At 66.9% G+C, this 24,764-nt stretch carries 23 protein-coding genes; all 23 read left to right on the top strand.

Annotated elements, in window-relative coordinates:
- The first annotated feature begins 200 nt into the window (after positions 1–200).
- The 23 genes from ACPPVV_RS16415 (at position 201) to ACPPVV_RS16305 (ending at position 24,761) form a co-directional block, all read left to right on the top strand.
- Entirely contained in the window at positions 201–836 is a 636-nt protein-coding gene (locus ACPPVV_RS16415; RefSeq protein WP_426700940.1) for a TMEM175 family protein, read from the top strand.
- 299 nt (positions 837–1,135) lie between these two features.
- Positions 1,136–2,113, top strand: coding sequence for a sigma 54-interacting transcriptional regulator (locus tag ACPPVV_RS16410; protein WP_426700939.1), 978 nt, complete (start codon positions 1,136–1,138; stop codon positions 2,111–2,113).
- A gap of 193 nt (positions 2,114–2,306) precedes the next feature.
- Entirely contained in the window at positions 2,307–2,576 is a 270-nt protein-coding gene (locus ACPPVV_RS16405; protein ID WP_426700938.1) for a hypothetical protein, read from the top strand.
- A 36-nt stretch (positions 2,577–2,612) separates the two neighbouring features.
- Positions 2,613–4,130, top strand: a complete 1,518-nt coding sequence (locus tag ACPPVV_RS16400; protein WP_426700937.1) for a phage tail sheath subtilisin-like domain-containing protein — start codon at positions 2,613–2,615, stop codon at positions 4,128–4,130.
- A gap of 11 nt (positions 4,131–4,141) precedes the next feature.
- Positions 4,142–4,669 carry a phage tail protein gene (locus ACPPVV_RS16395; protein ID WP_426700936.1) on the top strand — a complete coding sequence of 176 codons (528 nt, stop codon included), beginning with the start codon at positions 4,142–4,144 and terminating at the stop codon, positions 4,667–4,669.
- Between the two features lie 3 nt (positions 4,670–4,672).
- Complete coding sequence (locus tag ACPPVV_RS16390; RefSeq protein WP_426700935.1) at positions 4,673–5,419, top strand: hypothetical protein; 747 nt, start codon at positions 4,673–4,675, stop codon at positions 5,417–5,419.
- Complete coding sequence (locus ACPPVV_RS16385; RefSeq protein WP_426700934.1) at positions 5,416–6,168, top strand: hypothetical protein; 753 nt, start codon at positions 5,416–5,418, stop codon at positions 6,166–6,168. Before ACPPVV_RS16390 ends, ACPPVV_RS16385 begins: the two co-directional genes overlap by 4 nt.
- On the top strand, positions 6,165–7,409 hold the full coding sequence (locus tag ACPPVV_RS16380) for a DUF4255 domain-containing protein (RefSeq protein WP_426700933.1): 1,245 nt from the start codon (positions 6,165–6,167) through the stop codon (positions 7,407–7,409). The genes ACPPVV_RS16385 and ACPPVV_RS16380 overlap by 4 nt, the downstream gene beginning before the upstream one ends.
- Positions 7,406–9,619, top strand: coding sequence for an ATP-binding protein (locus ACPPVV_RS16375; protein ID WP_426700932.1), 2,214 nt, complete (start codon positions 7,406–7,408; stop codon positions 9,617–9,619). The genes ACPPVV_RS16380 and ACPPVV_RS16375 overlap by 4 nt, the downstream gene beginning before the upstream one ends.
- Complete coding sequence (locus ACPPVV_RS16370) at positions 9,616–9,942, top strand: hypothetical protein (protein WP_426700931.1); 327 nt, start codon at positions 9,616–9,618, stop codon at positions 9,940–9,942. Before ACPPVV_RS16375 ends, ACPPVV_RS16370 begins: the two co-directional genes overlap by 4 nt.
- Before the next feature lie 383 nt (positions 9,943–10,325).
- Positions 10,326–11,087, top strand: a complete 762-nt coding sequence (locus ACPPVV_RS16365; RefSeq protein ID WP_426700930.1) for a hypothetical protein — start codon at positions 10,326–10,328, stop codon at positions 11,085–11,087.
- A gap of 3 nt (positions 11,088–11,090) precedes the next feature.
- On the top strand, positions 11,091–11,648 hold the full coding sequence (locus tag ACPPVV_RS16360; protein ID WP_426700929.1) for a hypothetical protein: 558 nt from the start codon (positions 11,091–11,093) through the stop codon (positions 11,646–11,648).
- Positions 11,645–12,499 (top strand): tetratricopeptide repeat protein, encoded by an 855-nt coding sequence (locus ACPPVV_RS16355; RefSeq protein WP_426700928.1) that lies wholly within the window; start codon positions 11,645–11,647, stop codon positions 12,497–12,499. Before ACPPVV_RS16360 ends, ACPPVV_RS16355 begins: the two co-directional genes overlap by 4 nt.
- Positions 12,500–12,537: 38 nt before the next feature.
- The gene (locus ACPPVV_RS16350) at positions 12,538–13,299 is read left to right on the top strand and encodes a CHAP domain-containing protein (protein WP_426700927.1); all 762 of its coding nucleotides are present in this window, start codon (positions 12,538–12,540) and stop codon (positions 13,297–13,299) included.
- Positions 13,296–13,955 carry a hypothetical protein gene (locus ACPPVV_RS16345; RefSeq protein ID WP_426700926.1) on the top strand — a complete coding sequence of 220 codons (660 nt, stop codon included), beginning with the start codon at positions 13,296–13,298 and terminating at the stop codon, positions 13,953–13,955. Before ACPPVV_RS16350 ends, ACPPVV_RS16345 begins: the two co-directional genes overlap by 4 nt.
- Positions 13,955–14,275, top strand: coding sequence for a LysM domain-containing protein (locus tag ACPPVV_RS16340; RefSeq protein ID WP_426700925.1), 321 nt, complete (start codon positions 13,955–13,957; stop codon positions 14,273–14,275). The genes ACPPVV_RS16345 and ACPPVV_RS16340 overlap by 1 nt, the downstream gene beginning before the upstream one ends.
- Positions 14,268–15,404 carry a hypothetical protein gene (locus ACPPVV_RS16335; RefSeq protein WP_426700924.1) on the top strand — a complete coding sequence of 379 codons (1,137 nt, stop codon included), beginning with the start codon at positions 14,268–14,270 and terminating at the stop codon, positions 15,402–15,404. Before ACPPVV_RS16340 ends, ACPPVV_RS16335 begins: the two co-directional genes overlap by 8 nt.
- Before the next feature lie 10 nt (positions 15,405–15,414).
- Complete coding sequence (locus tag ACPPVV_RS16330) at positions 15,415–15,921, top strand: phage baseplate assembly protein V (RefSeq protein WP_426700923.1); 507 nt, start codon at positions 15,415–15,417, stop codon at positions 15,919–15,921.
- A gap of 10 nt (positions 15,922–15,931) precedes the next feature.
- Positions 15,932–16,255 (top strand): hypothetical protein, encoded by a 324-nt coding sequence (locus tag ACPPVV_RS16325; RefSeq protein WP_426700922.1) that lies wholly within the window; start codon positions 15,932–15,934, stop codon positions 16,253–16,255.
- A gap of 19 nt (positions 16,256–16,274) precedes the next feature.
- Positions 16,275–16,634, top strand: coding sequence for a GPW/gp25 family protein (locus tag ACPPVV_RS16320; protein ID WP_426700921.1), 360 nt, complete (start codon positions 16,275–16,277; stop codon positions 16,632–16,634).
- On the top strand, positions 16,631–19,381 hold the full coding sequence (locus tag ACPPVV_RS16315) for a putative baseplate assembly protein (RefSeq protein WP_426700920.1): 2,751 nt from the start codon (positions 16,631–16,633) through the stop codon (positions 19,379–19,381). Before ACPPVV_RS16320 ends, ACPPVV_RS16315 begins: the two co-directional genes overlap by 4 nt.
- A complete protein-coding gene (locus ACPPVV_RS16310; protein ID WP_426700919.1) occupies positions 19,378–22,509 on the top strand; it encodes a putative baseplate assembly protein in 3,132 nt (1,043 codons plus the stop codon). Before ACPPVV_RS16315 ends, ACPPVV_RS16310 begins: the two co-directional genes overlap by 4 nt.
- Positions 22,506–24,761 (top strand): hypothetical protein, encoded by a 2,256-nt coding sequence (locus ACPPVV_RS16305; RefSeq protein ID WP_426700918.1) that lies wholly within the window; start codon positions 22,506–22,508, stop codon positions 24,759–24,761. The genes ACPPVV_RS16310 and ACPPVV_RS16305 overlap by 4 nt, the downstream gene beginning before the upstream one ends.
- Positions 24,762–24,764 lie beyond the last annotated feature (3 nt).

Genomic DNA, 24,764 nt, shown 5'->3' with positions numbered 1-24,764 from the left:
CGGGGGCGTCATCGCGCGGCGGCAGCGAAGCTCGCATGGGGAGGCGATATGCGGCGTGTCCCGGGGGCGCGCGGATCGCGGAGTGCGGCGACATTTTACGCGATCCGTCACACCGATGCCCGCGCCGGGATGTTCAACCGTTCCTGCTGGCAACATTCTGCGGCATCATGCGGACGATCTTGCCCAGGCGAACATGCTCCATGGAAAACAGAACCTCGCAACCGCTGCCAGAGGAACATGTGCGCCAGCGTCACCTGGACCGGCTGGTGATGATGTCCGACGGCGTCTTTGCGATCGCGATGACCCTGTCCGCGGTGGAGTTGCGGCCGGAACTTGCGCCGGGCGAATCGCTGGCCAGTGCGTGGGCAACGCCGCTGGCGATCTATTTCCTGAGCTTCGCGATCATCGCCGGGGTGTGGTTCGCGCATCGCCGCAGCCTGGCGCACCTGAGCGACGTGGACAATCCGACCACCTGGATCAACTTGCTGCTGCTCAGCCTGGTGGCGCTGATGCCGGTGGTGATCCGTTTTCTGCTGAGCAATGCCGCCGGACAAGGCAGCAACGCGGGCATGGTCGCCTACGGGTTGGCCATGACAGCGACCTACGCCTGCCTTGCCCTGGCGTGGGGCTACCCGGCGCTGTATGTGGGGCTGGCCCCCAACGTGCCGCGCCGCCAGGCGTGGTCATGGTTTCTCGAATACCTGTTTGTCGCCTTGCTGTTTGGCGCCATGGCGCTGTATTTCCTGCATCTCGTACTGCTTGCCGTGCTGGTTGCCCTGGCCGCCACGGCCATGCGCGCCGCGTCACTCTTGATCGGCCGGTCGCGGAAGCCCTGATTCGGTACATCGTGGGCCCCGGCCACGCCCCCGACGTTGGACAGCACCGATCGCCATGGCTTCGCGGATTTGTGAAGGCTGGCCATTCCTGCGCCGGTGAGTCGATGTATTACGTCAGAAACGTCCTAGGACTACACTGTGCGGCATCCTGGGACTGCAGCACCGGAACCGCGCATACTCCACCGTCGCCCCTATCTGGCGCGTTGAGGGGCCGAGATGGTTCGGTGCACTCCGCAGGACGGCGGTGAGGGGCGCACCAGCTGTTGTGGTGATGATTTTGGGGATGAATGATGCCGATCATGCTCGGCCAATCCCAGGCAATCCAGGCAGCGCGGGCGCAGTTGCAGCGTTACGCCGGCTGCGACGTGCAGGTGCTGATCGAGGGTGAGACCGGCACCGGCAAGGAACTCGCGGCCCGGGAGATCCATTACGCCAGTACCCGCCGGGAGCACCCGTTCGTGCCGGTCAACTGCGGCGCGATCCCCGACAGCCTGATCGAGAACGAACTGTTCGGGCATGGCCGTGGGGCTTTCACCGACGCCAGGAGCGCCCAGCCCGGCCTGATCGATCATGCGCGCGGCGGCACCTTGTTCCTCGACGAGGTCGACTCGCTCTCGGACAAGGCCCAGGTGACCCTGTTGCGTTTCCTCCAGGACAACGAGTACCGCCCGGTGGGCGGTGGCGCGGCGCGGATCTCGGATGCGCGCATCATCGCCGCCACCAATGCCGGCCTGGAACAGCAGGTAGCATGCGGACGCTTCCGCCGCGACCTGCACTACCGACTCAACGCGCTGTATCTGCGGCTGCCGCCCTTGCGCGAACGCGGCGAGGACGTGGCCGAACTTGCCGCTCATTTCATCCAGCTCGTCGCGGCGCGCCTGCACGGTCCGGACAAAAGCTGGGGTGGGGATGCGATGCAGGCGTTGCTTGCGTATGCCTGGCCGGGCAATGTGCGCGAACTGGAGAACGTCGTGCTGCGTGCCTACATGTGCACCGACGGCAGCGTCATCGGCTCCGCCGAACTGCTGGCCGCGGAGCCTGCGTTCGTCGATACGGCATCGATGCCGCGACACCGCGTGAACGAGCCGGATCTCGGCTTCAGTGCGGCCAAGCTGCACGCCATCCGCACATTCGAGCGCGACTATCTCACCCATCTGATGCAGCAGGCCTGCGGCAACATCAGCGCTGCCGCCCGCCTGTCCGGCACCGAGCGCCGCCAGCTCGGCAAGCTGCTGCTCAAGCACGGCATCGATACCAAGCCGTTCCGCCCGCACTGATCGGAGTCGACCGGCCTGCCTTGGCAGGCGTCTGTGTCCGGGTCCAATCGTTCCCACTGCGTCAGCGAATCGGGTCAATCATGACCCGCCGCGCCCGGCACCTCCGGCGCGTATGCGCTGTGCCAGCTCATTTCGACGCTTGCTGCGCGTGGCACGCTCATTGCGTGAGTCTGGCCATGGGCGGAGAGATCTGATGACGAAGCAATCGCACGCCGAATCGGTCGACGACGAGGGCGAAATCGGACGTTCGGTGCTCGCCTATCTGCACTCGCACCCGCAGGCGGCGGACACGCTGCGCGGCATCGTCAACTGGTGGCTGCCGCGGCAGCGTTTTGAAAGCGGCTGCCTGCGCATCGAGCATGTGCTGGGCCAGCTGGTGACCGAGGGACTGCTGCACCGCGACGAGTTGCCTGACGGCGAGGTGCTGTATGCGTTGAACAGGCACACCAAGCCGCCGCACTGACGGCGACACGGGTTTTCACGACGGAGGAACGATCCCATGCCATCTGCGCTCACCTATCCGGGCGTCTACATCGAGGAAATTCCCAGCGGCGTCCGCACCATCACCGGGGTATCCACGTCGATCGCGGCCTTCGCCGGCTGGGCGCCGCTCGGGCCGACCGATCATGCGGGGCTGGTGCTCGGCTACACCGATTTCGCGCGCAAATATGGCGGCCTCGACAGCCGCAGCGTGCTGGGTTACGCGGTCAACCAGTTCTTCGCGAACGGCGGCCAGCAGGCTTACATCGTGCGTCTGGTCGACGGCACCGCAAAGGCGGCCAAGATCACCCTCGACGGCAAGCTGCTGCTCACGGCCAGCAGCGAAGGCCTGTGGGGGAACGACTTCGCCATCGTCATCAAGAAATCGACTTTCGACCCCACGAAATTCCGTCTGACCGTGGCGAACTGGTCAATCGATCCGGCTGGCGTGGCCGTGGAGGTGTTCGACAACCTCTCGATGAAATCCGATGACGCGCGCTTCGTCACCAGCGTGCTGGCAGATCAGTCGGCGTATGTCACCGCCGCCGTGCAGGGCGGTGCCACCGATCCGCCAGCGGATACGGCCGCCGGCAACATTCCCGATGCGGCGAAGCTGGCGGGCGGGGTCGATGGCGCGGTGCTCGCGCCGAACGATCCCGCGTTCGAGACGGCGCTGCAGCCGGTATCCGGCACCGGCGGCCTGTATCAGCTCGATCGCGTCAACCTGTTCAATCTCTTGTGCGTGCCCGGCGAAACCAGCACCGGCGTGATCTCCAATCTGCAGAAGTTCTGCCGCGACCGGCGTGCGTTCCTGATCGCCGACAGCGCCGACGGCGCCACTCTCGACGCGCTGGAGAACGGTCCGGGTGGCATCACCGGCGACGACGCGATCAACGCGGCGTTCTATTTCCCGTGGATCACCGCCGGCGATCCGCTGCAGCAGAACCGTCCGCGCACGTTCCCGCCGTCCGGCTTCGTGGCCGGCATCTATGCGCGCACCGATGCCGCACGCGGCGTGTGGAAGGCGCCCGCCGGCAGCGAGGCCAGTGTCACCGGCGCGCTCGGCGTGGGCACCATGCTTACCAACGGCGAGAACGGCGTGCTCAATCCGCTGGCGATCAACTGCATCCGCAATTTCCCGGTCTACGGCACCGTGGTCTGGGGCGCGCGCACCTTGCAAGGCAACGACGAGCGCGGCTCGGAATGGAAATACGTGCCGGTGCGGCGCACGGCACTGTTCATCGAGGAGAGCCTGTATCGCGGTACCCAGTGGGTGGTGTTCGAGCCGAACGACGACCCGCTGTGGGCGCAGATCCGGCTCAACGTGGGCGCGTTCATGCAGAACCTGTTCCGCCAGGGTGCGTTCCAGGGCAAGACGCCGAACGATGCCTACTTCGTCAAGTGCGACAAGGAAACCACCACGCAGAACGATATCAACCTCGGCATCGTGAACATCGTGGTCGGATTCGCGCCGCTCAAACCCGCCGAGTTCGTAGTCATCCAGCTGCAGCAGATGGCCGGCCAGATCCAGACTTGAGGACTTTCGTCATGGCTCAGTTCAGTGTCAATGCGCAGCGTTTCGATCCCTACAAGAACTTCAAGTTCCGGCTGAAATGGGACGGTCGCTACGTGGCCGGCGTCAGCAAGGTGTCGGGCCTCAAGCGCACCACCGAGGTCGTCAAGCACCGCGAGGGCGGCGACCCCAGCAGCACGCGCAAGTCGCCCGGACGCACCGAGTACGACGCGATCACCGTCGAGCGCGGCGTCACCCACGATACCGAGTTCGAGAAATGGGCGAACAAGGTATGGAACTTCGGCGCCGGGCTCGGTGCGGAGGTTTCGCTGAAAGACTTTCGCAAGGATCTGATTCTGGAGATCTACAACGAGGCCGGTCAGCTTGCGCTCGCGTATAAGCTTTATCGCTGCTGGGTGTCGGAATTCCAGGCGATGCCCGATCTGGATGCCAACGCCAACGCGGTCGCGATCCAGCACCTGAAGCTCGAGAACGAGGGCTGGGAGCGCGACGTCAGCGTGCCGGAGCCGAGTGAGCCCAGCTTCACCGTACCAGCCGGGTGAGCCATGCATACGCCCACGCCCGCGCAACTGCTGCAGGTCTGGGAACGCGAGGGCGATCCGTCCGCCGCGGCGTGCGGGTTGCTATTGCTCGGCAGCAGTTGCGACGAGTGCTCCGTCGAGGCCCTGGCGGCATTGCCGCTGGGGCAGCGCGATGCCCTGCTGCTGCAGTTGCGCGAGCGTCTGTTCGGCAGGGAGATCTGCAGCGTGGCGAACTGTCCGCAATGTGCGGCCGCGGTCGAGGCGACGTTCCGCTGCGACGACTTGCTGCTGACCCGGGACGTTTCGATGACCGCGGCGCCGGCGCCCGAACATGTGCTGGCGGCACACGGCATCCGCGTGCAGTTCCGTCTGCCTGACAGCAACGACCTGCTGGCACTGGAGGCCTGCATCGACACCGCGGCGGCGCGCCGTCTCCTGTTCGAGCGTTGCGTGCTTGCAGCGGAAACTGCCAGCCAGCCGCATGGTGTCCGCGGCCTGCCGGACGAGCTGCAGGCACAGATCGCGCAGGCGATGGCGCAGGCCGATCCACAAGCCGATCTGCAGCTGGCGTTCTGCTGCCCGGACTGCGGCCACGCGTGGCAGCCGACCTTCGATATCGCGCGTTTCCTGTGGCAGGAACTGCACGCATGGGCACTGCGCATGCTGCGCGACGTGGACACGCTGGCCCACAGCTATCACTGGCACGAAGCGGACATCCTCGCGCTGAGTCCGCGTCGCCGGCAGGCCTACCTGGAGCTGTGCGCGCCATGAGCGACTTCCTCGACCGGCTGGCGACCAGGGCGATCGGCAGCGACGCGACGCTGGAACCGCGGCTGCCATCGTTGTTCGAACCATTGCAGCGCGCGCCGATCATGCCGCCGCCGTCGGGCGATGCCGATGCGCAGCGACCTCATCGGGTGGCGACACCGCCGATCATCGCCACGCCATCGCCGCGTGCCTCGTCGATGTCCGCGCCGGATGCCCCACGTGCCGCAACCGCGCCGATCGAGCGCACGGCTGCGCCGGCGGTTTCGGGCGATGCGGCGAGCAAGCCGACTGGCGTGGTGCAGCCTGCGGCGATCGTTGCCGCGCAGCCTTCGCGCGCCGTCGATGATCGATCCGTGACTTCCGCCACCATCACGCCACACCCGCGCGAAGCCGCCGCGCCGATGCCCGTGCAGCCTCGACAGACGCGCGTCGCGCCGAGCCAGCCGGACGCCGCAGCGCAGCCGCGCGCGGCGGTCGGCGCCCTGCTGCCGTTGCCCTCGCCGGGCATCGCGACCTCGCGTGCGGCGGAGCCATCGACCCGCTCGACGCATGCCGCTGCAACGCGGTCCCGCGCCGCGACGTCGGAGCGCACCCGCACTGAATCAAGCGAACCGGTCGTGCACGTCAGCATCGGCCGGCTCGAAGTACGCGCCGCGCCGGCTGCCGCTGCGCCGCTGCGTCGCCGCGAAGGGCCGCAGCCGGGCAGCCTCGACGATTACCTGCGCCAGCGCGGCAACAAGGCTGTGCCATGAGCAACGTACTGGCGATCGCCGCGACCACCCGCACGCTGCGCAACCTACTGCTGGCACAGATGCCGGTACTCGATACCGAGCTCAACGATCTCGAGGTCACCCTGCAGCCGCCGGACCTCGCGCGCAAGGGCATCAGCAAGGCGCAGCTCAACCTGTTTCTCTACCAGGTGGTGGCCAACGCGGCCTGGCGAAACCTCGACATGCCCGGCCAGGTACGCCCCGGCGACACCGCGCCGCCACCGCTGGCGCTGAACCTGCACTACGTGATCACCGCCTGGGGTCGCGGCGATAGCGACAGCGACGCACTCAGCCACCGCGTGCTCGCCGCGGCCATGAGCACGTTGCACGACCGCGCCGTGCTCGACGGCAACGACATCCGCAATGCCTTGCCGGACAACGACCTGGCCACCCAGGTCGAGCGCGTGCGGATCACCCCGCTGCCGCAGAGTGTGGATGAGCTGTCCAAGCTGTGGACGGCGTTCCAGACCAACTACCGCACCTCCGCTGCCTACGAGGCGACCGTCGTGCTGATCGACAGCCAGGCGGCGATGCGCGCACCGTTGCCGGTGTTGCGGCGCGGTGCGCAGGATCGCGGCGTGTTCACCACGGCATCCGCCGCAGCGGTGCTGGATGCTTTGACCTATCCGCGCACGCAGCCGGCCGTGCGGCTCGGCGAGGACATCGTGCTGGGCGGTCGCCAGCTCGGTGTGGAGAACGCGCTCGCACGTTTCAGCAGCTTGCGTCTCGACGCGCCGGTCGATGTCGTGCCGCTGGCCGGTGACGCCGCCGGTACCTTGCGTGTGCACCTCGCCAACACGACGGATGATGTCGACGCCGCATCGCGCTGGGCGCCGGGCATCTACACCGTGGCCCTGCTGGTACAACCACCGGGCCTGCCAGCTCTGCTCAGCAACGAGTTGCCGCTGGCGCTGGCGCCGATCATCACGCTCAGTCCGCTCACCGCCGCTGCTGGCGATCTGGGCTTGAACCTCACCTGCACGCCGCGCCTGCGCGATGGTCAGCGGGTGTTTCTTTTGTTCGGCGATCGCCTGCTGACGCCGCAGAGCATCAGCAACCCGTCCGACACGCAGCAGCCCACGGCGCTGGTTTTCCAAGTGCCGGGCGTGACGGCGGGAACGTACACGGTGCGTCTGCGCGTCGATGGCGCCGACAGCATCCCGGTCGACTTCAGCGGTAGTGTGCCGGCTTTTGCCGCCGACCAGCAGGTGATCGTGACATGAGCGATGTCGCGCAATGGCTGAGTGCGAACGACCGCTATCTTGCCGATGCGCTGGCCGATCTGCGCGCGCGGCTGCTGCACGCGGCGGAGCTGCACGACGCGCCGACGGCAACCCTGCCGGCGGGCACACCGGCATCCGCCTTGATGAAGTCCGCGCCGGCCGTGGTCGTACCGGTCGAGGCGGGACATTCCTGGTTCGCCCGGATGTTCGGTGGTCAATCGTCACGAACGCCGATGTCGACGGCAGACACGGGCGCTGTCGACCAACACCGACCCGACCCGCTGCCGATCGTCGCCGACGTGCCGGCCGAAGGATCCGACAGCCGCGCGGCGTCGCAGGACGCCACCGCGTCGCAGAACACGCCGTCCGCTGCCGCGGTCGACGACAGCCCTCATCCGCCCGCGCTGATCGTGCTCGCCAACCGGCTCGGCCTGAGCGCATTCGAGCGCGATCTTCTCCTGCTGTGCATCGGCATGGAGCTGGACACGCGCATGCCGGCGCTATGCGCGCGGGCGCAACACGATCCGGCCAAGCCGTTTCCCACGTTCGCGCTGGCCTTTGCCGTGTTGGATCAGCCGAGCTGGGATGCGCTTTCACCGGAGCGTCCGTTGCGCTACTGGCGCCTGCTCGAGATTCATCAGCCCGGCGCGCAGCCACTGGTCGGTGCGGCGCTCAGCGCCGACGAACGCGTGGTCAATTTCGTCAAGGGCATGAACTACCTGGACGACCGCCTGATGCCGCTGCTCACGGCGCTGGCACCGATGGCATTGCCGCCTTCGCAACGCGCGGTCGCCGACCGGATACTGGAAGGCTTGCGCCAGGTGCCGGCGGGCGAGGCACTGCCGGCGATACAGCTGCTGGGCAGTGACGGCACCAGCAAGCAGGGCATCGCGCAGGCGATTGCCGACGCGTTCGGCGCGCAAGCCTATCGCCTCTCGGCCGAGCTGCTGCCGAGCACGATCGCCGAACAGGAAACGCTGATCCGCCTGTGGCAGCGCGAAAGCCAGCTGCTGCCGATCGCGCTGTATATCGATGCCGCCGACGTCGAACGCGGCGATACGACGGCCACGCTGGTCAAACGCCTGCTGGCGCGGGCGGGCGGGCTCACCTTCGTCGACACGCACGAACCGTGGGCCGGTGCGGCAAGCCACACGCTCAGCGTCGACGTCGCCAAACCCACCGCGGTCGAGCAGCGCACGCTCTGGCAACGTTTGCTCGGCGATGCAGCGGGCCAGCAGCCGCGGCATCTTGCCGGTCATTTCGATTTCAACCTCGGCAGGATCGAACAGATCGCGCATGGCGCGCTCGCCGCTGCCGAACACAAGCCCGAGGCGCTGGCGCAGTCGCTGTGGCAGGGCGCACTGGCGCGCACGCGACCGGCGCTGGACCAGCTCGCGCAGCGCATCGAACCGAAGGCCGGCTGGGCTGACCTCAAGCTGCCCGGCAACGAGATGACCCTGCTGCACCAGATCGCCGATCAGGTCGCGCAGCGCAGCACGGTCTACGACGACTGGGGTTTCCGCGAACGGATGAATCGCGGCCTGTCGATCAGCGTGCTGTTCGCCGGCGAGAGCGGCACCGGCAAGACCATGGCGGCGGAAGTCATCGCCAGGGAGCTCGGCCTGTCGCTGTACCGCATCGACCTGTCGGCCGTGGTCAGCAAGTACATCGGCGAAACCGAGAAGAACCTGCGCAAGCTGTTCGACGCCGCTGAAGACGGCGGCGCGATCCTGTTCTTCGACGAGGCCGACGCGCTGTTCGGCAAGCGCAGCGAGGTGAAGGACAGCCACGACCGCTACGCCAACATCGAAGTGAACTACTTGCTCCAGCGGCTGGAGTCGTTTCGCGGACTGGCGATCCTCGCCACCAACATGAAGGGCTCGCTCGACAGCGCGTTCCTGCGCCGCCTGCGCTTCGTGGTCAATTTCCCGTTCCCCGGCGCGGCCGAACGCAAGGCAATCTGGGCCTCGGTATTCCCCGCGCAGGCGGGCGTCGGCGCGCTGGATCTGGAAAGGCTGTCGCGACTCGCGCTCACCGGCGGCAGCATCCAGGGCATCGCGGTGAATGCCGCCTTCATGGCAGCGAAGGCCGGCGTGCAGATCGGCATGCCGTTGCTGCTGGAAGCCGCGCGTACCGAATACCGCAAGCTCGACAAGCCAATCAACGAGGCCGACTTCCGCTGGCTCGAAAGCGCCGGAGGCAAGCCATGAGTATCGAGCTGTACATCGAACGGCTGGTGATCGATGAAAGCCTGCTCCGCGGCGAACGCGCCGACCGTGTGCGTGCAGCGATCGAACGCGAACTGACGCAACGACTTGCCCGGCCCGGTGCCATCGACGTGCTGCGTGGCGTCGGAGCCGTGGAAAGTCTGCCGGCGGCGCTGCTCTCCTCGGGTGGGTCTCTAGGCGAACGCATTGCTGCGACGGTGCAGGACAGTCTCGGCGTTTCTCGTGCTACGCAGATGCCCCGGTCGACGTCTGCAGGGATATCCGTCAATAAAGAAGCCGCTACAAAGGCGAGAGTGCAACCATGAATACGCATCTTGGAAAAGTAGCGCGGACAGACGCGCCTCGCGCGGTACCGCACGGCGATCTTCGCATGCGCCAGAAGCTTTCCGCGCCGCTTCAGGTCGCGTCGCCACCCACCCCTGGACGAAGCGTTTCCGGCGCGCTCCATGGTCACGACTTCAGCTTGATACCGGTTCATGCGGATATGAAGTCGATGGCCGGGGGCGGCTCAAGCGGTAGCGGGATGGACAAGCGTGATCCACCGCACGCACCCCCGCCGCCTGTAGCCGTGCCTGCGCACGGTGCAACTCCTCATGCGAGTGCTGCACCCGCACCAGCTGCACCACCCGCAGCTCCGCCAACGGTTGCGTTGCCGGCTCACATCCGCGCGCCTTCATCGCCTGCCTCGATGAAAGATCGTATTCCGCCGCGCGTTGATACGGCTGTCCGCGCTACCGTGAGCGGGGTGCAAAAAGGTGCTGCTGCCGTGGAAATCTCCGTCGAAGGATCGGGTGGCGGCAACGGTACGTTGACCCTGAATGGCGCCGCGACCGCGAAGCTTTCCGCGACCGCGAACATCAATCTGCGCGGGAAGGACCAGACCGACTCCGGTAAAGGCGGCAACCTCAAGCTGGTGGCGAAACAGGGAGGAGTAAAACTGGGCGAATCCGGCGCCTTCTCGGTATCTTCGATCCCGCAGAACTACACCGATACGTTCGTGTCCTTGCTCACCGTTGACAGTCGGGGCTTCAAGGTTCAGGACGGCTGGTCATCCGATAGTCGGACTTTTGCCGATCTTGACCAGACCGAAATTTCCGAGTTGGTGGATTACAGCGCCGGCACCGGATGCTTTGCTGCCAGTGCGGCTGGTAACAATTCCGGCTACCTGCCAGGTAATCAGTTGACGACGGATACCCATTCGAGACCCACCGCCGAATTGACTTCCGCGGGCAAGCTTGTTGCGAAACAGGCATGCATGTTCAAGGACAAGCGAAGCGGGTCGGACGATATCCCGATGACCAAATCAGGCTATCTGCTGACGAGAGTGAACAAGGCAGTCGGACATGGGGCTTTCCAGATAACGACATCGAAGCAGGGATCCGCCGTGACTGCAAAAGGCGTGACTACCCAGGCCGGTGCGGGTTCCATTACCAAGACCCAGGCGGTGTGAGTCATGGCCGACCATCTCCCCGGCATGCTGCCGGAGCACCTCAGACATTGGCCGGGGCTCTGGATTCGCCGTGGCGACGAAATCGTGCCCGCTGACCAGGAGGACGTGGATACCGCCAGGAACTATCCCTCATGGGCGGACAAGGGCCCGCTCGTGCGTGGCAGACGCTTGACGATCATGGCCGCGCATTGCAGCCATGGTGTGGGCAAGGCAGTGCGCGTCATTCACGTATTCGAGATCACTGAGCCGGGCAGTGCGGTGTATGTGATGGGCCCGAAGCCGGTGCTCGGCGAATACGTCGATGATCAACCGGCAACTGCGCCTGCCGCTGCCGACGATAGTGCACTACGGCCGCTTGCCTATGACGGTCGTACGCTCGCAAGTCCCGCTGTCGACTACAACTTCGATATCACCAGTTACGTGTTCGCCGAGCCGGGCACACATCGCATTGTTTGGAAAGTCGACGACCTCGCCTCCAACGTTCTGACGATCGAGGTAGGGCATGGAAACGCGCCATTCAATGCAGTACCCGGCGTTTCCAGCGAAGGGGGCAAATCGTGAGCATCCTCGGCAGCATCTTCGACGGACTGCTCGGCTACGAAAAGCTGATGCTGCTCTGCGGCTTCATCCTGTTCGTGTTCGCGCTGGCGGCGATCACGGTGATGATCGTGCAGCGGCGCGATTTCAAGATGGCGATGGTGCTGATCATCTTCGCGATCGTGCTGATGGGTTTTCCCGGTATCCAGGCGATCAAGTTCAGCCAGGACACGGTCGAACTGGATCGCATCCGCGCACAGCCGGCTGCGCCGACCGATCCCGCGCAGAAGGCGCAGGACCAGGCGTTGCTGAGCAGTCTGGAGGAGCGTGCCGCGGGCAATCCGCAATTGCAGGCGCAGGTTTCCGACGGTTACCGCGCCATCGGCAACGTCAACAAGGCGTACGACCTTGCCAGTTCGGTGCTGCAGAACAAACCTTCGGCCGCGGTGCAGCAGACCCTGATCCCGGTGCTGACCGCCAAGCTCAATCAGGTGCAGGGCGCGACACCGCCGGTACCAGCGGCGCCGACGTCACCCGGCGCGGCCGGAAGCGTCAGCGCCACGACACCGGCTCCGGCCAGCACGCAAGCGACGGCGGCAATGCCAGCACCGCCTCCGCCTTCGGCGACGCCTATCGCACCAGCCCCGACCGGCAGCAAGCGACGCGAAATCGTCGAGGTTGCCAATCAGCTGCAGGCGGTGTCGGCGCCGTTGCCGGCGGCCTCGCACATCGCGCTGGCCAATGCCTATGTGAGGCTCGGCGAGCCACAGAAAGCGCAGGCGAGCATCCAGCAGGCGCGCCGGCTCAATCCGCGCGTGCAACTGAACCCCGCGCTGCAGCGCGTGCTGCCACCCGCGTCGCAGCTCGTGCATTGAAGGGATCCAGACATGAACGTGCAGACAGGAGTGAAGCCATGACGGTGGAGACCTTGCACAAGGGCGATCAGGGTTCGCAGGTACGGCAGTTGCAGAAGCTGCTGGTGCAACGCGGCTACCCGGCCGACATCAACGGCGCGTTCGACACGAAGACCTGGCAGGCCGCGCGCGCGTTCCAGACGCAGAACCTCGACCAGCACGGCCAGCCACTCGTCGTCGACGGCGTGGTCGGGCCACTGACGTGGTGGAGCCTGCAGAACCCGAAACCGTTCATCAGGACACCGACCGCAGTCGATTACAGCGTGTTGCCGGCACGTGGCGGCAGCAAGCGCGGCCGCGCCGCGCTCGCCGCGGCGATTGGCGAACTGAAGGCCAACGCGCGCGAGATCGGTGGCGACAACCGCGGTGCGTTCGTGCGCAAGTATCTTGCCCCCGCCGGGCTCGACGAAGGCAATTCATGGTGCGCGGGCTTTGTCAGTTTCTGCTTCATGCAGGCGGCGGGCGGCGACAGGAAGGCAATGCCGTTCGCCTATACGGCCAGTGCGCGCACCCTGCTGGCGGAATTCAAGGACAACGGCTGGGCCTCGGCACCGGGCAGCGGCTATACGCCGGTGCCGGGCGACATCGTGGTGTGGTGGCGGGTGAGCCTGGCCGGCTGGCTCGGTCATGTCGGCCTGGTGCATTCGGTGCAGGACGGCATGCTGTACACGATCGAGGGCAACCACAGCCCACGCGTGCAGGGCTTCTCGTATGTGCTGAGTCGAATGGACAAGCTGCTCGGCTTCGGACACCTGCCATGAGCAGCTTTCCCGGCTCACCGCGCATCCTCAAGGGCGGCATCGTGCTGATCGATGCGGATACCTCGGCGGTGCTGCGGGTGATCGCCTTGCAGTACAACCCCGATTCGCTGACCCGTTCGCTGGCGGTGCAGGCGGTCAGTGCCGATGGCGGCGATCGTTCCGAAGTGCTGCGGCTGAAGGGCCCGCCGGTGGAGACGCTGAAGCTGGATGCGGAGATCGACGCCACCGACCAGATGGAGTTTCCGGAACAGAACAGCGTCACCACGCAATCGGGCATCTTCGCGCAGCTGGCGGCACTGGAAACGATGGTCTACCCGACCAGCGGGCAACTGCGCCTCAACGACGTGCTGGCGCAGATCGGCACGCTGGAGATCGTGCCAATGGAAACGCCGCTCGCCCTGTTCGTGTGGAGCAAGTCGCGCATCCTGCCGGTACGCATCACCGAATTCAGCATCACCGAGGAGGCGTTCGACACGGCGTTGAATCCGATCCGCGCCAAGGTCAGCCTGGGTCTGCGCGTGCTCTCGGTGAACGACGTGCCGTCCGGACACAAGGCGGCCAGCCTGTTCATGAACTACCTGCAACAGAAGGAGCGACTGGCCAGTACCCGTGCGGGTCAGCCGTTGTCCGCGTTCGGCATCGCCGGAGTGCCCTGATGAATGTGATCTTTCCACCCACCAGCCGTTACGCGTTGACGCCGACCGCCACCTTCGTGCGCGCCGATGGCACACCGCTCACTTATCTGCGGCGCCGCTTCGTGCCGGCGCCGGAAAACCTCGCGCTGCTGCAATGGCACCAGGTGGTACAGAATGAGCGACTCGACAACATCACCGCGCAATACCTGGGCGACCCCGAACAATTCTGGCGTCTGTGCGATGCGAACCGCGCACTGCGTCCGCAAGAGCTGACCGAGACAATCGGAAAGCCGCTGCGCATCACCTTGCCGGAAGGCATTCCGGGGGTGCCGCATGCTTAAAGGCGTGCACCTGACCTTGCTGGTCGGCCCGGTGGTGCCGCTGCCGGTGCCGCAGATCGTGCTGGATGCGCTGACCCAGATCGAAGTGGTCGCGCCGGACGAGACAGCCGGTGCGTTCACCCTGCAGTTCACGCTGAGCGTGCAGTCGCCGCTGCACACCTTGTTCCTGCTCAGCGGCGGTGGCGTGGTGCCGTTGTTGCGGGTGATCGTGGTGGTCACCTTGAACGGCATGCCGCAGGTGCTGATCGACGGCGTGGTCACCCGCACCGAGGTTGTCCCCGGCGCGGACCAGCGCCACACCACGCTGCAGGTGACCGGCGACGATCTCACCGCGGTGATGACCAAGCTGGAGTTTTCCGGCCTGCCCGGCATGCCGTATCCGGCGATGCCGGCCGAGGCGATTGTCGCGCTGCTGCTGGCCAAGTACGCGTTCCTCGGCATCGTGCCGATGGTGATCCCGAGCATCGCGATCGACGTGCCGATTCCGACCAACCGCATCCCCAGCCAGCAGGGCAGCGACCTCGAATACATCCGCACGCTGGCCGAGCGCGTCGGCTATGTGTTCTATCTCGATCCCGGTCCGCTGCCGGGCATGAGCACGGCGTACTGGGGGCCGAAGGTGAAGGTCGGTGTGCCGCAGCCGGCGCTCAGCGCGGACATGGATGCAGCCAGCAATGTCGAGAGTCTCAGCTTCAGCTACAACGGCAATGCGCGGCAGCTGCCGTTGGTCTATATCCAGAACGAGCAGACCAAGATTCCACTGGCGATCCTGATCGCGGATATCGGCCCGCTCAATCCACCGCTCGGCCTGCTCGATCCGCCGCCGCAGCAGTTCCGCCCGCTGCCCGAGACGGCGAAGTATTCGCCGATGCGCGCGATGCTGCTGGGCATGGCCGAGGCGGCGAAATCGGCCGACACCGTCACAGGCCGCGGCAGCCTCGACGTGACCCGCTATGGCCATGTGCTGAAGTCGCGCCAGCTGGTCGGCGTACGCGGTGTCGGTCCTGCGTTCGACGGCCTGCACTACGTCAGCCAGGTGCGCCACACGATCAAGCGCGGCGAATACAAGCAGAGCTTCGAGCTGTCGCGCAAGGGGCTGATCTCCACCGTGCCACTGGTGCTGCCATGAGGGTGCCGCCATGAGCAAGTTCTACGGCAAATATCGCGGCACGGTGATCCAGAACGTGGATCCCGAACAGCGCGGACGCATCCAGGCGATGGTGCCGGACGTGTCCGGGCTGCTGCCGTCGAGCTGGGCGATGCCGTGCATGCCGATCGCCGGCAAGCAGAGTGGTGTCTACGTGGTACCGCAGATCGGCGACGGCGTGTGGATCGAGTTCGAGCAGGGCGATCCGGACTATCCGATCTGGGTCGGCGGTTTCTGGGGCGTGGCGGCGGAAGTGCCGGCGCTGGCGCTGGCCGGCAATCCGGCCAGCCCGAGCGTGGTGCTGCAGTCCGGTTTGCAGAACGCCATCTCGATCAGCGACCTGCCGGGGCCGACCGGCGGCATCCTGCTGAAGAGCGTCACCGGCGCGATGATCGTGGTCAACGAGATCGGCATCACGATCTCGAATGGCCAGGGCGCCACTATCGTGCTCGCCGGCCCGACGGTGACCATCAACAACGGCGCATTGGTGGTGACCTAGGAGAAGCACGATGCCGGGATTCGTCATTCATGTGGGTGCCAGCGTGCTCTGTTCGCATGCCGGCCAGGCGCAGGCCACCGCGCCGAATCCGCGCGTCACCGTCAGTGGCCAGCCCAGCGTGACGATGCCGGCACCGTGGCTGGTTGCCGGCTGTGCGCTGCCGCCACCACCGGCGGCGAACGGGCCGTGCATCACCGCGCAGTTCGTCACCGCCGCCACACGGGTGACTTCCAATGGGCAACCGCTGCTGCTGTTCGACAGCCAGGCGATCTGTGCGCCGACTGGCACGCCGCTGCTGATCGTCGCCAGCCAGACGCGCGTCACCGCGATGTGAGGACGCCATGAGTATCGCCATGAATATGGATTACCCGTTCCACTTCGACCATCGTGGACGCAGCGCGGAAACCGGCGACGACGACCATGTGCGCGACATGATCGAGCAGCTGCTGTTCACCAGTCCGGGCGAGCGCGTGAACCGGCCGGACTTCGGCAGTGGCCTGCTGCAGCTGGTGTTCGCGCCGAACAGCCAGGAGCTTGCCGCCGCGCTGCAGTTCACCTTGCAGGCGGCGCTGCAGCGCTGGCTCGGCGACGTGATCGACGTGGGTGCACTTGCCGTGACCAGCGAGGATTCGACCCTGCGCGTCGAACTCAGCTACACCGTGCGCGCCAGCGGCACCACGCGCAGCGACAGTTTCGTGCGGAGCCTGCCATGAATGCCGCGAACCCCGCCGTCAGTCTGGGCGTGATCGGCTGCGCACCCTTGCCCGCCTGCAGCGTGCCGGCACGACGCGAGCGGCTGCGGTTGTCCGGCACGCTCAACGGCATCGACTATGTCGAGGTCGGCGACGACGGTGTCAGTCTGTGCGTGCATCTGTTCGGCGACATCCCACAAGGGCTGGGCGTGGCGAACGTGCGCGTCAGCGGCGGCGATCGCATCACCGGCCTGCGCGTGCTCAGTGTCAACGCCGAGCTGGAACCGGACATGCACGACGATCCCTGCCTGCGCGTGGTGCTCGATCGCGAAGGCGACCACACGGCGTACTGCCTGTGCCTGGTGGATGCGTCGTCGGGCAGCGACCCGGCAAGCTGGCTCGCGTATCCGGGCTTCGATCCGCGCTATGCCTGCGTCGCGCTGCACTTCCGCCTCGATTGCGCGAAGACGCTGGATTGCGCGGATGCGGGGACGTGCGTGCAAACGCCGTTGCCGCCGCCGGAAATCAATTACCTGGCCAAGGATTACGCCAGCTTCCGCCAGTTGTTCCTCGACCGCATCGCACTGGACATGCCGGCGTGGCAGGAGCGGCACGTGCCGGACATCGGCATCGCGCTGGTCGAGGTGCTGGCGTATACCGCGGACTATCTCAGCTACTACCAGGACGCTGTCGCCACCGAGGCTTACCTCGCCACCGCGCGCCGGCGCATCTCGGTGCGCCGGCATGCGCGACTGGTGGATTACCGCATGCACGAGGGTTGCAACGCGCGCGCGCTGGTCGCGCTGTCCTGCGCCAGCGATCTTGAACTCGCGCTGGACAACCTTTTGTTGCTGGTGCCGCCGGCGGGGAAGAACAACGTGACGCCGGGTGTAATCGATGCGAGCCAGCTCGAGGCGGCGCGTACGCAAGGCGCGCTGCTGTTCGAGCCGATGCCGCTGGATGGCGCGACTACGCTGAAGGTGGTCGCCGCGCACAGCGCGATCCGGCTGTACGGCTGGGGCGACGAGATGTGCTGCCTGCCGCGTGGAAGCACGCATGCGACGCTGGTCGATGCGCCGTTGCCGGCGCCACCATCGACCGCGCCGTCGACCCCGTCGGCAGCGAACGATCTCGCTGCGGTCGCGGCCCCGCAGCGTGCGCTCAAACTCGCGGTCGGCGACCTGCTGATCTTCGAGGAAGTGCTGGGGCCGCAGACCGGCAACCCCGCCGATGCCAATCCCGTGCATCGACACGCGGTGCGGCTGACGGACGTCCAGACGTCCGTCGATCCGATCGATGGAACCCTGCTGCTGGAGATCGCCTGGGACGCCTGCGACGCGTTGCCGTTCGATCTGTGCCTGTCGGTGCGCACGCCATCGCCCGATTGCGCGTGGCTGCACGACGTCAGCCTGGCACGCGGCAACGTGCTGCTGGTCGACCACGGCGAGCACGTGCGCGGCCAATGCACGTCCGCGGCGATCTGCACGCCCGACGGCAGCGATGGCGACTACCCCGGGCTCACCGCGGCGCTCGCCGCACTGCCGGACGCATGCCCGCGTTGCCAGGCGCTGGCCGAAGATTGCTGGCTGGTACCGGGCACGACGCAACACGGTTGCTGCCACTGCGAAGGTGCGGTGCAGGACGTCAGGCGCCCGCCCGCCGATACCGGCCATGTGCTGCCGGGCGCGCCGCTGACCTGGGCCGAGCCGCTGCCCGCGCACGCGCCGGTGTGCCGTTTGCTGGCGCGCGATCCGCGCCATGCGCTGCCGCAACTGAGCGTCCACGGCGGCACACTCGGCGATGTGCTGGTGTCCGGCACGCCGGATTCGCGCTGGCAATGGACGGCGCAGTACGACCTGCTGGAGAGCGGGCCGGACGATCGTCACTTCGTGGTCGAGGTCGACGACGACGGCGCCGCGCATCTGCGCTTCGGCGATGGCGTACTGGGCCAGCAACCACAGGCCGGCGATTTCTTTCGCGCCGCCTCGCGCATCGGCAACGGCCCGGCCGGCAATGTCGGACGCGACAGCATCGTGTGGCTGGCACTGAAGTCGGGTGTGCTGTCGGCCGATCTGCAACCGCGCAATCCGCTGCCGGCCGGCGGCGGCACCGCGCCGGAAAGCATGGCCGAGGTGAAGCTGTACGCACCCGGCGCGTTCCGCGCGAACCCGCTGCGCGCGATCGTCGCCGACGACTACGCGATGTTCGCCGCACGTGCACCGGAACTGCAGGGTGCGACCGCCGCGCTCGAATGGAACGGCAGCTGGTACGCGGCCGACGTGGTGGTCGATCCGCTGGGCCGCGAGACGCTGCCCTCCGGGCTGGCGCGGCGCATCACCGCCCAGCTCGAACGCTATCGCCGGATAGGTCACGACGTGGCGGTGAGCGCCGCCTGTTACGTACCCTTGCGGATCGAACTTTTCGTTTGCGTGCTGCCGACGTTTCTCGTCGCCCACGTCGAAGCCGAGTTGCGCGATCGTTTCGGCGCGGGGCTGCGTCGTGACGGCACGCCGGCTTTCTTCCATCCGGATCGGCTGCGGCTGGGCGCGCCGGTATTTGTCAGTGCATTGCTGGCCGAAGCGCAGTCGATCATCGGCGTTGCCCACGTCGAGGTCACCACGCTGGCCCGTGCCGAAGCGGCGCCGGCTGCTGGCGTGCCCGATGACGCCGTGTTGCGAGTGGCGGCGTGCGAGATCGCGCAGGTCGACAACGATCCGGACCATCCCGATCACGGAAGCATCGCGTTCACGCTGGGAGGTGGCCGATGAGCTGCTGTAGCGCCTGTGGCAGGCATGCCTGCGCCTGCGGTTGCGGGACGACCGTCGGCACGCCGCTGCCTCTGTACAACCGGCCGGGGCTGGACAGCCTCGCGTATCGCGTGGGCACCTATGCCGACTTCCGCGCCACCATGCAGAACGACCTCAGCAATGCCGCCATGCCGGCGCTGGCCGGGCTGCGCACGCGCGAAGCCGACGACCCGGCGATGGCCCTGCTCGATGCGTGGGCGATCGGCGCCGACGTGCTCGGCTTCTATCAGGAACGCATCGTCAACGAAGGCTATCTGCGCACCGCTACCGAACGGCGGTCGGTGCTGGAACTGGCGCGGCTGGTCGATTACCGCCTGCGCCCCGGCGTGGCAGCCAGCGTCTATCTCGCCTATACCGTCGAGAAGGACTCGCCGCCGGTGACGATTCCCGCTGGCGCGCGCGCCCAGTCCGTTCCCGCGCCCGGCGAACAGATGCAGACGTTCGAGACCGCCGATCCGCTGGATGCGCGTTACGAATGGAATGCGCTGCAGCCGCGGCTGAACCGGCCGCAGGACATCTCGCTCGACAACATCGCCAGCCTCGGCGAACTGTGGGTGGCCAGCGCCGCGACGAACCTCAAGCCGAACGACAGGCTGCTGTTCCTATTCGGCGATCTCGCCAGTGGCGTGCCGGCGATCCGGCTGGTGCAGTCGGTTGAGGTACAGCCGCAGAGCCAGCGCAGCAAGGTGCTGTTGCAACCGCTCGAAGCGGCGACGCCGCAGATCGTGGCGGCGGCACATGTGGCGATCGCGGCGCTCGGTTCGAACAGCACCGGTCCCCATCACGACGAATGGCTGAGCGTGCTCGGCGTCGTGCGCACGGGTCTGCTGCTCGGTGGCGAGAATGGCGGCAGCTACGCCCAGCTCATGAAATCGCCCTTCGGCAATGATGCCCCGGTCAGCGGACCACCTGCCATCGACGACTTCAAGCATGCGGTGGATGCGGCGTTCGGTGCGACGGCGCCACCAGGCCAGAACGCGCACGGATTCGGTGCATTGTTCGGCGCGCTGACCGCCATGCCGACGCTGCAGCCGGCCAACAGCTTCCGCCTGCAGCGCAGCGTCGCCACCGCGCTGGGCAAGGCCAGCGACGTGCGCCCGCAATTGCTGCTGAATTTCGAGGCGCGACTGGTCGACAACTTCTACCGCGCCTGGACCAGCGTGCCGCAGAGCGCGCCATCGCCGACGCTGAGCGGCGTATACGCGCTACGCGTGACCGCGTCTCTGTTTGGTTACAACGCGCCGCGCATCATGGGGCTGGGCCTGAACACGGACAGTGCCACCAAGGCGGCGGTGCCCTATGTCTCCATGCCCGACGGTGACTGGGGCGCGGTGGAACAGGACGATCGCGTGCAACTGGACAACGCCTACGATGGCATCCTTGCCGGCAGCTATCTGCTGATCCAGCAGCCCGGCGAGATACCGGTGGTGGCTCAGGCGAAAAGCGCGCAGGCCCATCCGCGCAGCAATTATGGTATCAGCGGCAAGACCACCGACATCGCGCTGGCCGATCCGGCCGCAAGCGACGGATCGGTGTTGTGGCGCGCGCCGGACATGGCGACCGTGCGCAGCACCCAGGTCTATGCGCAGAGTGAGTTGCTGCCACTGGCCGAGCTGGCGATCAGTGAAGACGTCGGCAGCGTCGCCGCCAGCGACAGCTCGACCAGGATCACCCAGGACAATGCCACCCGGCTCACTCTCGCCACGGTCGTCGACGGCCTCAAGGCCGGCCGTTGGGTGATCGTCGCCGGTCAGCGCAGCGACGTGCCGGGTACCGATGCGGTGACTGCCGCCGAACTGGTGATGCTCGCCGCGGTGGAGCAGGGCACGGATGCGACTGTGCCTGGCGACACCGTGCACAGCACCCTGGTGTTCGCCAACCAGGGGCTTGCCTACGGCTACCGGCGCGACAGCGTGGCGGTGTACGCCAACGTGGTGCACGCCACTCATGGCGAGACGCGCAACGAGGTGCTCGGCAGCGGCAACGCCGCGATGCCGATGCAGGTTTTCGTTTTGAAGCAGTCGCCACTGACCTGGGTTTCCGCCGCCACCGTCGACGGCGTGCAAAGCACACTCGACGTGCGCGTCAACGACATGCGCTGGCACGAGACGCGCAACCTCGCCTTCGTCGGCGCCACTGCCCGCAACTTCGTCACCGCCATCGACAACAGCGGCAAGACCTCGGTGGTGTTCGGCGACGGCACGCACGGCGCGCGTCTGCCGACCGGGGTCGAGAACATCACCGCGATCTATCGCAACGGCATCGGCACGCCAGGTAACGTGCAGGCACAGCAGGTCAGCCTGCTGGCGACCAGGCCGCTCGGCGTCAAGGCGGTAATCAACCCATTGCGCGCTTCCGGTGGCGCCGATGCGGAGACGCGCGACCAGGCGCGCCGCAACGTGCCACTGGCGGTGCTGGCGCTGGACCGGCTGGTCTCGGTGCCGGACTACGCCGACTTCGCGCGTACCTTCGGTGGCGTCGGCAAGGCTTCCGCGACGAAGCTCGGCAACCTGGTGCATGTGACCATCGCAGGCGCGGCCGACGCGCCCATCGACGTCAGCTCCGACCTCTATCGCAACCTGCTGCAGGCGCTGCAGCTTTATGGCGACCCATCGCTGCCATTGCGCCTGGGCGTGCGCGAGATGCTGGCGCTGACCCTGAGCGCGAAGGTCGGCCTGGCGCCGGACTACGTGTGGGAGTCGGTCGCGCCGCAGTTGCGCGCGGCGCTGCTCGATGCGTTCGGCTTCGAGCGGCGCGCGCTGGCGCAGAACGTCTACCTCAGCGAGATCGTCGCCTGCATGCAGGCGGTGCGCGGCGTCGCCTGGGTCGACGTGGATGCGTTCGGCAGCCTCGACGAGGCGTCCCTTCTGGCCGGCTTCGGTGATGCCGACAAGGGTGGCGACGGCAACGAAGACGACGGTGCATCGCTGCAGACGCACCGGATCTCGCTGGCGACCTCCGGCTTGCCACCGCGCGTGCAGGTACTGCCCGCACGCTACGACAGCGACGGCGCGCTGCTGCCGGCACAGCTCGCCTACCTTGCGCCGAACGTCCCCGACACGTTGTTGCTGCAGGAGGCGACACCATGAGCGCGCAACCGGATCGTCTGTACGACCTGCTGCCGGTGGTCTACCGCATGCGCGATGAGGAGCAGGGTTATCCGCTGCGCGATTTTCTGCGCGTGCTGGCGACCCAGGCCAATGTGCTGGAACAGGACATCGCGCGGCTGTACGACAACTGGTTCATCGAGACCTGCGCCGACTGGGTGGTGCCGTATATCGGCGACCTGCTCGGTTACACCCTGCTGCCGGAAGCGGCCACGCTGGATGCCAGTGGTGGCGCATGCGTGGCGGGTCTCGGCCGCGTGTTGGCGCCGCGCGCCGACGTGGCCAACACGATCGACGCGCGGCGGCGCAAGGGCACGCTGTCGCTGCTGGAAGATCTTTCCCGCGATGCCGCTGGCTGGCCGGCGCGCGCGGTCGAGTTTTATCGCCGGCTTGGCTGGATGCAGCATCTCGACCATCGGCATCCGCATCGCGGCGGCACCGCCGACCTGCGCGACCCGGGACGGCTGCAGCGCATCGGCTGGGCGAACGGCGCGTTCGATCCGTTCGCGCACAGCGTCGATGTGCGGCGGATGGGTAGCGCGCATCGGCGTGGCCGTTACAGCATTCCCGATGTCGGCGTGTTCGCGTGCCGCCTGCGCAGCTATCCGGTGACCCGCTCGTCGGCGTACTGCGTGGAAGAACGCGGCCCGCACTGTTTCAGCTTCAGCGTGCTCGGCAACGACACGCCGTTGTTCCAGCGTCCGCTCGAAGAAAGCGAGCCGACCCATATCGCCGACGAGAGCAATCTGCCGCTGCCGTTGCGACGCTGGCGTTTCGCCGAGCGCGGCCCGCAGGCCGATTACGCCAGCGTGCCGGCCGCGCTGTATGGCGACGGCCGCAGCGTGCAGATCTGGGCGCCGGACTGGCCGGTCAAGGGCCAGGGCGTGCCGGTGCCGCGCGAGGCGCTGATACCGGCCGATCTGTCCGGCTGGCATTACCAGATCCCGCGCGGTCGCGTGGCGCTCGATCCCGAACTCGGCAGACTGATGTTTCCCGCCAACCAGCGACCGAAGCGTGGCGTGTGGGTGTCGTACCAGTACGGCTTCGCCGCCGATCTTGGTGGGGGCGAATACGGACGGGTGACGTCGGAGCTGGAGAATGCGACGCGCTACATCGTGCACACCGTATTGCCTGATCGTGATCCGACGATCGCCTGGCCATCCGGTCATTACGGGAGCATCGCCGCCGCGCTGGCCGCGTGGGCGCAGGCCAAGGCGGCCGCGCCGATCGGGCAACCGCTGCGCGCGTTGATCATCGAGCTGGCCGAAAGCGGGGTGTACGAAGGCAGCATCGACCTGCAGCTCGATGCCGGCGAGGCGATCCAGTTGCGCGCCGCCGAACGTACGCGACCGGTGCTGCGCCTGCTCGACGTGCGCGCCAGCCAGCCGGATGCGCTCAGCATCGCCGGCCGCGCCGGCAGCCGCGTGCTGCTGGATGGGTTGTTGATCGTCGGCCGCGGCGTCGAGGTGCAGGGGCCGGTGGACGAAGCCGCGCCGACGGATGACCTGTGCGAACTGGTGATCCGCCACTGCACCCTGGTGCCGGGCTGGGCGCTGCATTGCGACTGTGGTCCCAAGCGTCCGGGCGAGCCGAGCATCACCCTCGACAGCACGCGCGCCGCGCTGCGAATCGAGCACAGCATCGTCGGTGCGATCTCGGTGATCAGCCCGTCCCGGCGCGGTGATCCGCCATTGCTGGATCTGCGCAACAGCATCCTCGATGCCACCGGCATCGAACGCGTCGCGCTGGGTGCGCCAGACGAAGTAGTGGCTTATGTCGAAGCGAGCTTCACCTGCTGCACGGTGATCGGCGAAGTGCAGGTACACAGCGTCGCACTGGCCGAGGACTCGATCTTCGCCAGCCCGCTGCGCGTGCTGCGTCGACAGCAGGGCTGCGTGCGCTTCTGCTACGTGCCTGACGGTTCGCGCACGCCGCGGCGTTTCCACTGCCAGCCCGATCTGGTGCTGGCCGCGGTCGCCACGGGCGATGCGGCGAAGCGCGCGCACGAACTGCTGCGCGTGGTGCCGCAGTTCCGTAGCCGGCGCTACACCACGCCAAACTATCTGCGTCTGGCCGATAGTTGCTGCGAAGAGATTCGCAGCGGTGCGTCGGATCGTTCGGCGATGGGTGTGTACCACGACCTGTACGAACCGCAACGCGAGGCGAATCTCGCGGCGCGGCTGGAGGAATACGTCCCTGCTGGCGCGGACGCCGGCATTCTTTTCGCGAGTTAGGAG

The organism is Rhodanobacter sp. Col0626 (assembly GCF_049994385.1).
GTDB lineage: Bacteria > Pseudomonadota > Gammaproteobacteria > Xanthomonadales > Rhodanobacteraceae > Rhodanobacter.
Note: the sequence above shows the minus strand (reverse complement) of the source record. Positions and strands in the feature narration are given on the sequence as shown.